The sequence below is a fragment of the Mangrovibacterium diazotrophicum genome, from assembly GCF_003610535.1.
In the GTDB taxonomy this organism is placed as follows: domain Bacteria; phylum Bacteroidota; class Bacteroidia; order Bacteroidales; family Prolixibacteraceae; genus Mangrovibacterium; species Mangrovibacterium diazotrophicum.
The window spans coordinates 2109978-2124339 of sequence record NZ_RAPN01000001.1 but is presented as its reverse complement, the minus strand read 5'-3'; the positions used below and the strand labels follow the sequence as shown (position 1 = coordinate 2124339).

Here is a 14362-nt window from a genome sequence, read left to right as displayed (position 1 = left end):
ACAGAATTATTCACTTCGCTTTCTGCCGAGACAGCCGGAGAAAGCTTTTTAACTCAAAAATATCATGCAAAAAAGAAACATTTTTTGTCCGCTATTCTTGTTAGTGGTCAGCCTATTGGCTTTTTTCTCGTGCTCGAATTCGCAGGAGTTGATTGAAAGCCAGACCACAGAGCTGCGGGCACCTGCTTATCCGTTAATTACCATCGATCCGTATACGAGCGCCTGGTCAGAAAGCGACAACTTGTACGATTCGCCCGTTCGGCACTGGACCGGTAAAACGCATTCGCTGATTGGTGCGATTCGCGTGGATGGAGAAGTTTATCGGTTCCTAGGCCAGATTGATGTGCCTTGGGTACCTGTTTTGCCATCGGCCAATTACGAGAGTTGGGAGGGACAATATACGTTTAGCGAACCCAAAGAAGGTTGGGAGAAGCCAGGCTTCAACGACAAAAAATGGGAGACAGGCGAAGGTGCATTTGGAACGCCTGAGATGCCATCGTTAAAAACAGTTTGGGATACAAAAGATATTTGGGTGCGCCGGACATTCGACTTGCCGACTGATTTGCCAGGCGGCGATATCTATTTGATATATTCGCACGATGATATTTTTGAATTATATCTGAACGGTACCCAATTGGTTGCAACCCAATATGAGTGGCATAACAATGTGGTATTAAAAATTGATCGCTCGTTGTTGAACGAGGGCGAAGCGAATGTGATCGCAGCTCATTGTCATAACAGGACAGGCGGCGGTTATGTCGATTTTGGATTGTTCCAGGAAAGCGAAAAGAAAGACATCTTTGCCCAAACAGCCGTGCAAAACAAAGTTGCTCTTTCAGCAACACAAACCAATTACAGCTTTACCTGCGGGCCGGTTGATTTGAAACTTCAATTTGTATCTCCATTGCTGCCCGATGATTTGAATCTTCTTTCGCGTCCGGTAAATTACATCAACTATCAGGTGAACTCGAATGATGGGGCCAAACACGATGTGCAAGTCTATTTTGAAACGACTCCCCAATGGGCTGTTAACGAAGTGAGCCAGGAGGTAGAAGTAAGCAAGGGCGAAACCGGAAATATCGGTTTTGTAAAAGCGGGGACAACCGAGCAACCCGTCCTGCAGAAGAAAGGCGACAACGTTCGCATTGACTGGGGCTATGTGTATTTGGCTGCCAAAAAAACGGAGAACACAACACTGGCGATAGGAGATTATTTCGATTCCAAAGCGACCTTTATTAAAAACGGAACGCTGGAAGGTCCTGAGACTATGACAGCCAAAATGACTAAAAAGATGCCGGCAATGGTGTGCATTGAAAAATTGGGATCAGTTGGACAAGATGCGTCTACCGGCTACGTCATGATTGCTTACGATGATTTGGAATCGATTCAATATTTTGGCAACAACCTGAAAGCCTGGTGGACTGAAAACGGCACAAAAACAATTAACGATGCATTGCAGGCAGCATCAGCCGAACATGACAAGGTGATGAAACGCTGCGTGGATTTTGACAATGGTTTGTGGAATGAAACGCTGGCTGCCGGTGGTAAAAATTATGCTGATTTGTGTGTGTTGGCTTTCCGTCAGTCGATAGCAGCTCACAAATTGGTGAAAGATACCGAGGGCAACATTTTGTTCCTTTCGAAAGAAAACTTCAGTAACGGATCGATTGGTACTGTTGACGTAACTTACCCGTCGGCTCCCTTATTCCTGAAATACAATCCTGACTTGCTGAAAGGCATGCTCAACCCGATTTTCTATTATTCGGAAAGTGGCAAATGGGCGAAGCCTTTTGCAGCGCACGATGTTGGTACATACCCGCTGGCAAATGGCCAGACCTATGGCGGCGATATGCCGGTTGAAGAGTGTGGCAACATGGTTATCCTCACGGCCGCAATTGCCGAGATGGAAGGCAATGCCGACTATGCAGCTAAACATTGGGATGTACTGACCGTTTGGGCGAACTACCTATTGGAGAATGGACTCGATCCGGAAAACCAATTGTGTACCGATGACTTTGCCGGACACTTTGCCCACAACGTTAACCTTTCGGTAAAAGCGATTATGGGGATTGCAAGCTACGGTAAAATGGCCAGAATGTTGGGTAAAGAAGAGATGGCCGAAAAATATACGTCGGAAGCGAAAAGCATGGCGGCGAAATGGGTTGACATGGCGAAAGACGGCGATCACTACCGCCTGACTTTTGACCAGCCGGGAACCTGGAGCCAAAAGTACAACCTGGTTTGGGACAAGCTGATGAATCTTGGTATTTTCCCGCCGGAAGTAGCGGAGACAGAAATTGCGTATTATTTGACCAAGCAAAATAAATATGGCCTGCCACTGGATAATCGCAGAACGTACACCAAATCTGACTGGATTGTTTGGACAGCAACTTTGGCTGGTGACCAAGAAACTTTTGAGAAGTTTATTGATCCGGTTCATCAATATGTGACCGACACGCCGGATCGCGTGCCGATGAGCGACTGGTACGAAACCCCGGATGCCAAGCAAGTTGGTTTTCAGGCGCGCTCTGTTGTTGGTGGTTATTTCATTAAACTGTTGGAATAAACCTGTACTCCCAATGTATATCCTGAATTGCGATAGTCGGTCGTTACCGGACTGATTATCGCAATTCTGAACCTAAACCATTTCCTAAACCTAAACTACATGTTTCAAAAAAGATATCTCCTTTTCATCGTTGGCGGTCTACTTGTCATGTTAACAGCCTTTCAAACGAGCAAAGATGAAGTGAGCTCGGTTGAGCGTCCGGATATAAACCGACAAAACGAGTTTTATTTGAGTAATCGGTCTCCATTGCAACCCGCGCATTTCATCAAACTACCGCTCGGAAGTATTCAGCCCAAAGGCTGGATTTTGAAAATGCTGGAGTTGCAAAAAGACGGCTTATGTGGTCATTTAGGCGAGATAAGTGCCTGGCTTGAAAAAGACAACAATGCCTGGTTGTCGGAAGGTGGCGACCACGGGTGGGAGGAAGTTCCCTACTGGTTACGTGGGTATTCGGACATGGCTTTTATGCTGGACGATGCCGATATGAAAAAAGAGGCTATGGTTTGGATCGAAGGTATTTTAAACAGCCAACGTGAAAATGGCTGGTTTGGGCCTGAAGTACGGTCCGGGAACGGAAACCTCGATTTTTGGTCGAACATGGTCGTTTTATTCACCCTACAGAATTATTACGAATACACCAAAGATGCCCGTGTACTCGATTTCATGAAAAAATATTTTCAATTTGAATTTGACGTTCCCGATGATCAGTTTTTGTCCAGTTACTGGGAAAATAGTCGTGGCGGCGACAATCTCTACAGCGTTTACTGGTTGTACAATATCACAGGTGATCAGTTTTTGCTGGAACTGGCTGAAAAGATTCACCGAAATACGGCTGACTGGACGCAAAAATCGACTTTGCCCAACTGGCACAATGTGAATATCGCTGAATGTTTCCGCGAGCCGGCAACCTGGTTTTTACAGTCGGCTGATTCGACCGATTTGCAGGCGACTTACAATGACTATTATCTGATTCGACGCACCTTTGGACAGGTTCCCGGTGGCATGTTTGGCTCGGACGAAAATGCCCGAATGGGCTACATCGACCCTCGACAAGGCACAGAAACTTGCGGCTTTGCCGAGCAGATGACCTCGGATGGAATCTTAATGCGGCTAACTGGCGATCCGCTTTGGGCCGACAACTGCGAGGATGTTCTGTTCAACAGCTTCCCGGCAGCTTTCACGCCCGATATGAAAGCGCTGCGCTACATTACTTGCCCCAACGGCGTAACAGCCGATGACCAGAACCATGCGCCGGGCATTGCTAACGAAGGACCTTTCCTAACGATGAACCCGTTTAGCAGCCGGTGTTGCCAGCACAACCATGGGCATGCGATTCCGTACTACATTCAAAACCTGGTGATGGCTAGTAATGACAATGGTTTGGCTGCTGTGATGTACAATTCGTGCAAAACAACTGCGAAAGTCGGTGACGGAACGGAAGTGACTCTCCTTGAGGAAACAAACTATCCGTTTGAGGAGCGGGTTCGCTTCAACTTAAGCATGAAGTCAAAAGTACAATTCCCGCTTTATCTGCGTATCCCGGCATGGTGCAAAAATGCATCGGTGATTTTGAACGGTAAAAAGTTGAATGTCGGATCTCAGCCCGGTGCTTACCTGAAGATTGATCGCGAATGGAAAGATGGTGACCAACTGACTTTAGATTTGCCAATGGAACTAAATAGCCGAAACTGGCAGGCCAATCAGAACAGCATTTCTGTCGATTACGGTCCGCTAACCTTTTCCTTGAAGATTGATGAAGATTACGAAAAAATCAGCAGTACGGCTTCGGCGATTAATGATTCAAAGTGGCAGAAAAATGCTGATCCCGAGAAATGGCCGGCTTTCAAGATCGAGCCAAAGTCGGACTGGAACTACGGCTTATTACTGGATGAAGACAATTTGACTTCTTCGTTGAAAGTTGTGAAGAAAGCGTGGCCGGCCGATAATTACCCATTCTCCGTGGGAAATGTACCGATTGAAATCGAGGCCAAAGGGAAGATAATCCCGGGGTGGGGAATTGATCAATATGGTTTGGTTGATGTGCTCCCGCTGTATCCTGCAAAGACGAACGAGAAAACGGTGGATATTATACTGATTCCCATGGGGGCAGCTCGTCTGCGGATTTCAGCTTTTCCCGCATTGACTAACTAAACTTAAAAACAGCATAAAATGAAAAAATACCTCGGAACAGTCGCGCTATTAGTTGGTTTGTCGTTCGCTTGCAGCAGCGAGTCTGCTGAAGCAGGCGAACCGGAAAGCCAGGTGAAAACCACTTTTATCAATCCCGTTTGGGACGGAGCCGATCCCTGGATGGTGAAGCAAGGCGACGAATACATTTACTGTTACTCGCAAAATAACAGCATCGTTCTTTCGCGTTCAAAATACATGACGAAATTAGGTGAAAAGAAAGCCATTTGGACGGCTCCTTCAAGCGGTTGGAATCGCAATTGTGTTTGGGCGCCTGAAGTTCATTTCGTTGATGGACATTGGTATGTGTATTATGCGGCTGGTGTTTCGGGCCCTCCGTTCATTCACCAGCGTACCGGCGTGTTGCGCTCCCAAACCGATGATCCGTTCAGTAATTACGAAGACATGGGGATGCTTTATACGGGCGATAATCCGGATGATCCGGCCAGCAATGTTTGGGCAATTGATATGACGGTATTTGAGCATAACAGTAAGCTGTATGCTGTTTGGTCGGGCTGGAAAGAGCAGATGGACACCGATGCAACACCGCAACATCTGTTCATCCAGGAGATGGAAAATCCATGGACATTGAAAGGGACCCGGGTTTTACTTTCGTCGCCGGAAGAAAGCTGGGAAACTGGCGGGCCTCTCAATCTGAACGAAGGTCCGGAGGCTTTGATTCACAAAGGCCAAGTCTTTATCGTCTATTCCTGCCGCGAATCGTGGTTGGTTGAATACCGCCAGGGGATGTTACAACTGATCAATCCCGATGGAAACTTATTGGATCCGTCAAACTGGAAAAAGCAAGGACCCGTATTCGAAGGAAACGATTTGGTTTACGGAGTAGGACACTGTTCTTTCGTAAAATCTCCTGATGGGACAGAAGACTGGATTGTCTATCACTCGAAAAAAAGTACAACGCCCGGTTGGGAACGCGATGTGCGGATGCAACCCTTTAGTTGGAAAGCCGATGGAACCCCAAATTTTGGTATCGCCATTCCAGCCGGAAAGCAAATTTCCCGACCCTCTGGAGAAGTTGTGCTTGAAGAAAGCGAAGGCAATTGATATTTTTCCGCGAGGGCGTGAGTAATTCATGCCCTTTGCAGGTATTACTGGTAGTAGTTTAAGTGTAGTAGTTCGCAATACTGATCAAGTGAGGTTCACTCTTAACGGTAAGGGTTTCTATTTTGGATTCGAAATCTCAAGCTGATCAATATTAAGGGAAAGAGTATGGCTTCGTGACGTGCTCTTTTCTTTTTTAATACCAGAATCAATGAGAAGAACAAAAACAATAAATTTCAGAATTGGAGTGGTTTTGTCGCTGCTAATTTTTATTAGTTGCACGAAATCACCCAAACAATTAACGGATTGTGTGAACCCGTTCTTAGGGACTGCCCCTTTAGCGGATAGTGTGGATGTTGGCTATAAGCCGCCTCGAGATTGGCGCGTCTGGGCAGGACTGACCTATCCCGGAGCAGCCCTACCGAATGCTATGGTGCAGTTGAGCCCGATTACGGAGTTCGGAAGCGGTGCCGGTTACGAGTACGAGGATACCGTCATTTACGCGTTCACCCATACCAATAAAGGGCACTGGAATCTGTGTCACATACCTATTCTCCCGGTTACCGGCGATTTTACGGCTACGAATTTTGGGTCGGGTTTTAGTCACGATAACGAAGAGGCGCATCCCGGGTACTACCGGGTTTTCCTCAAACGCTACCAGGTGAATGCAGAATTGACTTCAACTACGCATTGTGGTTACCACAAATACACCTATGCGAAAGGAGGGGCGAAGAAACTGGTTTTGAACCTAGCCCGTTCGAACGAACATATTCGTGATTGGCAGTTGGAACAAGCCGGCACGAATGCTTTCAAAGGCTTTCAACAAACGGGTGATAAGGTGTGTTTTTATGCCGAAACGAACCTGGCGATTACAACTATCGAAACGCTGAAAGAAGGAGAAAAGGAGATTTCTGTTGTTTCGTTCGAAGACTCGGATGAGCCGCTGGAACTGAAAATCGGCTTATCGTTTGTAAGTTCCGAAAATGCAAAAATGAACCTGGATGCCGAACTTGCGGGGAAAAGCTTTGACGAAGTGCGGCAAGCAGCGTCGGAAACCTGGGAGCAGTTGCTTTCGAAAGTTCGGGTAACCGGCGGAACGGAGCGAGAGAAGATGCTGTTCTATTCGAGTTTGTACCGCTCGTTCCTGTGGCCTGCGTTACGCAGTGATGTCAACGGCGAGTTTACCGATGAAAACCACGAGGTTGTTAAAAAAGATTTCCGTTATTATACACTCCCGTCAATTTGGGACACTTATCGCAATAAGTTGGTTTTGCTGAGTATGTTGGAGCCTGATGTGACGAATGACGTGATTCAGTCGATGATTGATCGCGGCGAGAAAAGCGGTTTTATGCCCACTTTCTTCCACGGCGACCATGCGGCAGCGTTTATTGCTGGATCGTACTTGCGTGGATTACGCGGTTACGATGTGAAAAGCGCTTATAATCTGCTGCTCCGAAACGCTACGGTCGAAGGCGGAACACGACCTTACATTACCGAATACATGGAGAAGGGATACATTTCTACCCCCAAGGTTGAAAAGCCGCATGTGGAAACAAAAGCGAAAGCAGGGGTGACCAAAACCTTGGAGTACGCTTACGACGATTACGCGGTGGCTTTGCTGGCCAAAGAATTGGGAGATACTGTCAATTATCGGATGCTGATGAAGTGCACTTCAAACTATAAAAACATGTTCGACCCTTCGACCGGGCTGATGCGCGGAAAGCTCGAAAACGGCGATTTTGTGTCTAACTTCAACCCGCAATATCCTTACTACGAGTATATGTACCGCGAGGCTAATGCCTGGCAGTCGTCGTTTTTTGCACCGCACGACACGCCCGGTTTGATTGCTTTGTACTCGAGCAAAGCCGCCTTTGAGAACAAGCTCGATTCGCTGTTCTCAATTCCCTGGAATGACAATTACATCGCACGAAATGTGTCGTCGTTCATCGGGCAATATTGCCACGGCAATCAACCCGACCACAGTTTCCCGTTTCTGTATTATTTCGTCGATAAACAGGAAAAATCGCAGGCCATACTCGATAGCATCATGAGCCATTTTTACGGCATGGGTGAACACGGTCTGGCTTTGTGCGGCATGGACGATGCCGGCGAAATGTCGTCGTGGTATGTTCTCTCAGCAATAGGAATTTACTCGTATTCCCCGGCTGATCCGGATTACCTGGTTGCGGTTCCCTTGTTTGACAAAACAGAACTGACCTTGGGCGAAAACGTGTGTACTATTGCGAAAGAAGGAACTGGGCTAAAAATCAGTCGAATTACTTATGATGACAAAGAAATCAAAGGCTATTTTATCTCCTACAATGAGTTGAAAAAAGGAGGGACACTGAAAATTTCAGTCAACAAAACAGACCATTCAAACCAGAAAATATTGACAAATGACAAGTAGAAGAAATTTTTTGAAAGCCAGCGGATTAACTGTTGCTGGGCTGGCGATTGCCGGAACCGGGAGCGTTTGGGGAACAACGTCGAAAACTGACTATGTTTCGAACCGGCCACCGCTCGCGAAACGAAATTTTAGTTCGAAGGCTGTAGAAGATGCGATTACAGCCACCAAAGCAAAACTGAAGGATCCGAAGCTGGCCTGGATGTTCGAGAACTGTTTCCCGAATACCCTTGATACCACGGTCGAGTTTGGAATGCTGAACGGCAAGCCCGATACATTTGTGATTACCGGCGATATTCACGCTATGTGGCTGCGTGACTCGTCGGCCCAGGTTTGGCCCTACCTGCCATTGGCAAACAAAGATGCGGAATTGAAAAAACTGCTGGCTGGAGTTATTTACAGGCAAACACAGTGCGTTTTGCTCGATCCTTATGCGAATGCCTTCAATAAAACAAAAGAAGAAAAGGTAGAATGGATGAGCGACCAAACTGATATGAAACAAGGTTTGCACGAGCGCAAGTGGGAAATCGACTCGCTTTGCTACACCGTTCGCTTGGCCTACCATTACTGGAAAACGACGGGCGACGATACGGTTTTTGATGCCGATTGGCAAAAAGCGGCTGCGAGCATTGTTGATACCTTTAAAGTGCAGCAGCGGAAAAGCGGTTTGGGACCTTACAAGTTTGAGCGCGAAACAACCCGTCAGCTCGATACGCTTTCCAACCATGGCTACGGTCGTCCATTGAAACCGGTCGGTTTAATCAATTCTTCATTTCGTCCGTCGGACGATGCAGTAACTTACGGATTCCTGATTCCATCGAACTTGTTTGCAGTAACCTCGTTACGGCAATTGGCAGAAATCAGCAACAAAGTTACCGGCGACTCGAGCTTTGCCGCTGGTTGTTTGACTTTGGCTGACGAGGTTGAGGCCGCCATTCGGAAATATGCGATTGTGAAACACCCGAAGTACGGCAAAGTGTATGCTTTTGAAGTGGACGGTTTTGGCAACCATACGTTTATGGACGATGCCAATGTGCCGAGTTTGCTGGCATTGCCCTACCTGGGATGCGTTGAGGAAAATGACTCGATTTACAAAAATACACGGAAGCTGGTGTGGAGTGAAGACAATCCTTACTTCTTTAAAGGGAAGGCTGCAGAAGGCATCGGTGGCCCGCATGTGGGCTACGATATGGTTTGGCCGATGAGCATCATCATGCGGGCAATGACCAGCGACGATGATGCTGAAATTGCCTGGTGTGTGAAAACACTACGAGATACGGACGCTGACACCGGTTTTATGCACGAGACGTTCCATAAAGACGATCCGACCAATTTCTCGCGAAGCTGGTTTGCCTGGGCCAATACCCTGTTTGGCGAACTGATTCTGAAACTGGTTAACGAAGGAAAAGTCGACCTGCTCGGCTAAAGCACTTATTTTTTAGTACATAAAATGATTTTAAACAGTAATAGTTGACGAAATAAAAGGAGGTTGAATTAAGTGGTAGTAGATGATGGTATGAATCTCAGTAAATGACAATTTGTGCTTTATAAATTACTCGAATTGTGCTATTATTGTATTCTGCCTGAACGAGTATCGGACACCTGAACTTCGGCAACGTCTTTTTAACCTAAATCAATTATTTATAAAACGCTATTAGCTATGATCAGAAAGTTATCAATGTTTATGCTTGTAATTCTCGCTGTGTGCGGACACACCGCGCGTGCGGAGGATACTACTCCCCTCGATTATGTGAATATTTTGATGGGAACGGATTCGGAATTCAAGCTTTCGAATGGAAACACTTACCCGGCAATTGCCTTGCCGTGGGGTATGAACTTTTGGACCCCTCAAACCGGCAACATGGGAGATGGTTGGGTTTACGGCTACGATGCTGATAAAATCCAGGGATTCAAACAAACCCATCAGCCCAGCCCGTGGATCAACGATTACGGCCAGTTCTCGCTGTTCCCAATGACCGGCGAACTGAAAATTAAAGGCGAGGAACGCGCCAGTTGGTTTTCGCACAAAGCGGAGATTGCGAAGCCAAATTACTACAAAGTGTATCTGGCGGACTATGATGTGGTGACGGAAATTACACCAACCGAACGGGCTGCGATGTTCCGTTTCACTTTTCCCGAAACAGATGAATCACGGGTGATTGTTGATGCTTTCGACCGTGGATCGTATGTGAAAATCATCCCTGAAGAGCAAAAAATCATCGGTTATACCACCCGAAACAGCGGCGGTGTACCCGATAACTTCAAAAACTATTTTGTGATTGTCTTCGACAAACCTTTCACTGAAAGTGATGTTTGGAGCACCGACAAGATTATTGAAGGTGTGAGCGAATTGAAAGACAATCATGTTGGTGCCGCACTTCAATTTAAAACGAAAAAAGGTGAGCAGGTTTGTGCTCGTGTGGCTTCGTCGTTTATTAGCTACGAACAAGCTGAATTGAACCTGAAAGAATTGGGTGATGACTCGTTTGACCAGGTGAAAGCAAAAGGTGCTGACATTTGGAATAAGGAATTATCCCGTATTGCAGTTTCCGGTGGAACAGATGACCAAATGAAAACTTTTTACTCGTGTCTTTATCGTGTGATGCTTTTTCCGCGTAAGTTTTACGAGTTTGATGCTGATGGTAAAGTCGTTCATTACAGCCCTTATAACGGCGAAGTTCTGCCGGGCTACATGTTTACCGACAATGGTTTTTGGGATACCTTCCGAGCTGTATTCCCCTTCTTCAACCTGATGTACCCATCGTTGAACGAGAAAATTCAGGAGGGATTGGCAAATGCCTACAAGGAAAGTGGTTTCTTGCCGGAATGGGCTAGCCCGGGCCACCGCGATTGTATGATCGGCTCGAACTCGGCAACGATTGTCGCCGACGCTTACTTGAAAGGCCTGCGCGGTTATGATATTGATGCATTATGGGATGCCGTGGTGAAAAATACGACTCACGAGGGGCCTGTACATTCAGTTGGCCGTTACGGTTACGATTATTACAATAAGCTGGGTTATGTGCCTTACAATGTAGGCATCAACGAGAACGTAGCCCGCACGCTGGAATATGCTTTTGCTGATTACTGTATTTACGAGCTGGGTAAAGAGTTGGGAAAACCGAAAAAGGAAATTGCCATCTTTGCTAAGCGTGCCATGAACTATAAGAATGTGTTCGATCCGGAGTCGAAACTGATGCGTGGTAAAAACGAAGACGGTACCTTCCAGTCGCCATTCAGCCCGTTTAAATGGGGTGATGCCTTTACAGAAGGAAATAGCTGGCATTACACCTGGTCGGTTTTCCACGACGTGCAGGGACTGATTGACCTGATGGGAGGCAAGAAAGAGTTTACCAGCATGTTGGATTCAGTCTTTGTGGTTCCGCCAATTTTCGACGATTCATACTATGGTCAGGTGATCCACGAAATCCGTGAGATGCAGATCATGAATATGGGCAACTATGCACACGGTAACCAGCCCATTCAGCATATGATTTACCTGTACAATTATGCCGGCCAGCCTTGGAAAACCCAGTATTGGGTACGCGAAGTGATGGATCGTTTGTACACACCTCAATCTGACGGTTATTGCGGAGACGAGGATAACGGGCAAACATCGGCCTGGTATGTGTTCTCGGCCATGGGTTTCTACCCGGTAACGCCTGCTGTTGACGAGTATGTGCTCGGAGCACCGCTCTTCAAGAAGATCACGGTAACGCTCGAAAATGGTAAAACCGTAGAAATCGATGCACCGGATAACAGCAGCAAAAACCGCTATGTGGAGTCGATGCAAATGAATGGAAAGACTTACGACAAGAACTTCCTGAAATACGAAGACCTGATGAAGGGAGCGAAGATCTCCTATGAAATGGGAGACGAACCGAACAAGGAACGAGGGACGAAAGACGAAGACTTCCCTTATTCGTTCTCGAAAGAAAAACAATAAGAATACAAGCAGTCTGGCAATTTGAGGTAAAGTCTCAGCTGCCAGACTGTTTTTTTTATCATTTGTTGCCAAATAACCCAGTACCGATCACATGAAAATTAAATATCTACTGATCGTTTTTGCGCTGCTGTTTTCCGAAGGATTGAGTGCACAAAAGCCGATCAAACTGGCTGTTGCCGGAATGACGCACGGTCACATTTCGTTCATACTCGGAAGACCGGACAAGGGAGACTTTGAATTGGTCGGAATTTGTGACCCCAACCAGGAGTTAGCCGTCAATCTGGCCAATCATTTTAAAGTTTCCACAGACTTAATTTATGCCGATTTGGGGAAAATGCTGGATGAAACCAAGCCCGACGCTGTAGTTGCTTTTGGCTCGGTATACGATCACCTGGCAGTTGTGGAGGCTTGTGCTCCCCGCGGTATCGACGTGATGGTTGAAAAGCCGCTGGCTGTGAGCATGGAACACGCCACACGCATGGAGGAACTGGCCGAAAAGTACAAGATTCATTTATTAACGGATTACGAAACATCCTGGTATCCAACCACGGCCAAATCGATCGAGTTAGTTCGTGAGGGAGAAGTCACCGGTCTGATGCGAAAGGTCGTTATTCATGATGGGCACCAGGGGCCGGCGGAGATTGGCTGTGACTCTATTTTCCTGAGTTGGCTGACCGACCCTGTGTTGAATGGTGGCGGTGCGCTGGTCGATTTTGGTTGCTACGGGGCAAATATCATGACAGCCCTGACAAAGGGCGAAAAACCGGTTTCAGTTACAGCAGTCACGCGGCAGTTTAAACCGGAGGTGTATCCGAAGGTGGATGACGAGGCAACGATTATTGTTTCGTATCCCGAATCGCAGTGCATTATTCAGGCATCGTGGAACTGGCCCTTCAACCGGAAAGACATGGAAATTTACGGTGTCAGCGGCTACATTAAAACAAGCGATAACTACGAGATGAACATTCGAACCCAAGGCATGAAAAAGGCAGAAGAAGTGACCGTGACATCCGAAGATGTGGCTGTTTCTGAAGATCCGTTTGCCTATTTCGCCGACGTCATTCACGGGAAAATAAAGCCGGAAGAATTTGGCTTGTACAGCCTGAAGAATAATGTTCAGGTCGTTGAAATTCTGGATGCAGCGCGCGAGTCTGCAAAAACCGGGAAGACGGTCTATTTGAATCCATGATCTCACATTTCTGAAAATCAAACTTAAAGAAGATGAAAAAAAACATTTTATATATTTTGCTGATGGTACTCTCGGCTACAGCGTTTTCGCAGGGAAAGAAAACATCCGGTAACCCCGTTTTTCCGGGCTGGTATGCCGATCCGGAAGGAGCAATATTTGAAAACAAATATTGGATATTTCCAACTTACTCGGCACTTTACGAGGAGCAGGTGTTTCTGGATTGCTATTCTTCGCCTGACCTGATAAAGTGGACGAAGCATGAGCATGTGATTGACACGACGGCCGTGAAGTGGGCGAATCGTGCGATGTGGGCGCCGGCTATTGTGCAGAAGGACGGCAAGTATTTCCTTTTTTTTGCGGCTAACGATATTCAGAACGACCAGCAGGAAGGCGGTATTGGCATTGGCGTGGCTGATAAGCCCGAAGGTCCGTATAAAGATTACCTGGGCAAACCTTTGCTGGATAAGTTTTACAACGGGGCACAGCCGATTGACCAGTTTGTATTTCACGATAAAGACGGTCAGTATTACATGATCTACGGTGGATGGCAACACTGCAATATCGTCAGGTTGAAGGATGATTTTACAGGTTTCGAGCCTTACGCTGACGGAAGCTACTTCAAGGAAATTACGCCCGAAGGATATGTTGAGGGGCCCTTTATGTTTATCCGGAATGGAAAATATTATTTCATGTGGTCGGAAGGCGGCTGGGGCGGCCCGGACTATAGCGTAGCCTACGCAATTGCCGACTCGCCTTTTGGTCCGTTTAAGCGGATTGGAAAAATTCTGAAGCAAGACCCGGAGGTGGCCACGGGGGCCGGTCATCACTCGATGATCAATGTTCCCGGAACCGATGATTGGTACATTGTTTATCACCGTCGACCGCTCGGCGATACCGGGCGAGACCACCGTGTTACTTGTATCGACAAAGTTGAATTTGACTCAGATGGTTTTATCAAACCGGTGAAGATTACTTTTGAAGGAGTTGCCAAGCGGAAACTCTAAAGTA

At 46.9% G+C, this 14362-nt stretch carries 8 protein-coding genes; all 8 read left to right on the top strand.

Going from position 1 to position 14362, the window contains the following annotated elements:
• Window positions 1–64: 64 nt before the first annotated feature.
• The gene (locus BC643_RS08300; RefSeq protein WP_120272646.1) at window positions 65–2566 is read left to right on the top strand and encodes a glutaminase family protein; all 2502 of its coding nucleotides are present in this window, start codon (window positions 65–67) and stop codon (window positions 2564–2566) included.
• Between the two features lie 99 nt (window positions 2567–2665).
• The gene (locus BC643_RS08295) at window positions 2666–4717 is read left to right on the top strand and encodes a beta-L-arabinofuranosidase domain-containing protein (protein WP_120272645.1); all 2052 of its coding nucleotides are present in this window, start codon (window positions 2666–2668) and stop codon (window positions 4715–4717) included.
• 18 nt (window positions 4718–4735) lie between these two features.
• Complete coding sequence (locus BC643_RS08290) at window positions 4736–5818, top strand: glycoside hydrolase family 43 protein (protein ID WP_120272644.1); 1083 nt, start codon at window positions 4736–4738, stop codon at window positions 5816–5818.
• 208 nt (window positions 5819–6026) lie between these two features.
• Entirely contained in the window at window positions 6027–8222 is a 2196-nt protein-coding gene (locus BC643_RS08285) for a GH92 family glycosyl hydrolase (RefSeq protein ID WP_120272643.1), read from the top strand.
• Window positions 8212–9645, top strand: a complete 1434-nt coding sequence (locus BC643_RS08280; RefSeq protein ID WP_120272642.1) for a glycoside hydrolase family 125 protein — start codon at window positions 8212–8214, stop codon at window positions 9643–9645. Before BC643_RS08285 ends, BC643_RS08280 begins: the two co-directional genes overlap by 11 nt.
• A gap of 234 nt (window positions 9646–9879) precedes the next feature.
• Window positions 9880–12165: a GH92 family glycosyl hydrolase gene (locus BC643_RS08275; protein WP_120272641.1), complete on the top strand. Its 2286-nt coding sequence runs from the start codon at window positions 9880–9882 to the stop codon at window positions 12163–12165.
• 91 nt (window positions 12166–12256) lie between these two features.
• The gene (locus BC643_RS08270; protein WP_120272640.1) at window positions 12257–13354 is read left to right on the top strand and encodes a Gfo/Idh/MocA family protein; all 1098 of its coding nucleotides are present in this window, start codon (window positions 12257–12259) and stop codon (window positions 13352–13354) included.
• 32 nt (window positions 13355–13386) lie between these two features.
• Complete coding sequence (locus BC643_RS08265) at window positions 13387–14358, top strand: glycoside hydrolase family 43 protein (RefSeq protein ID WP_120272639.1); 972 nt, start codon at window positions 13387–13389, stop codon at window positions 14356–14358.
• Window positions 14359–14362 lie beyond the last annotated feature (4 nt).

Bases quoted from the DNA above. Each gene is read 5' to 3' on its own strand.
- BC643_RS08300 (WP_120272646.1), top strand. From the start codon at position 65: ATGCAAAAAAGAAACATTTTTTGTCCGCTATTCTTGTTAGTGGTCAGC.
- BC643_RS08295 (WP_120272645.1), top strand. From the start codon at position 2,666: ATGTTTCAAAAAAGATATCTCCTTTTCATCGTTGGCGGTCTACTTGTC.
- BC643_RS08290 (WP_120272644.1), top strand. From the start codon at position 4,736: ATGAAAAAATACCTCGGAACAGTCGCGCTATTAGTTGGTTTGTCGTTC.
- BC643_RS08285 (WP_120272643.1), top strand. From the start codon at position 6,027: ATGAGAAGAACAAAAACAATAAATTTCAGAATTGGAGTGGTTTTGTCG.
- BC643_RS08280 (WP_120272642.1), top strand. From the start codon at position 8,212: ATGACAAGTAGAAGAAATTTTTTGAAAGCCAGCGGATTAACTGTTGCT.
- BC643_RS08275 (WP_120272641.1), top strand. From the start codon at position 9,880: ATGATCAGAAAGTTATCAATGTTTATGCTTGTAATTCTCGCTGTGTGC.
- BC643_RS08270 (WP_120272640.1), top strand. From the start codon at position 12,257: ATGAAAATTAAATATCTACTGATCGTTTTTGCGCTGCTGTTTTCCGAA.
- BC643_RS08265 (WP_120272639.1), top strand. From the start codon at position 13,387: ATGAAAAAAAACATTTTATATATTTTGCTGATGGTACTCTCGGCTACA.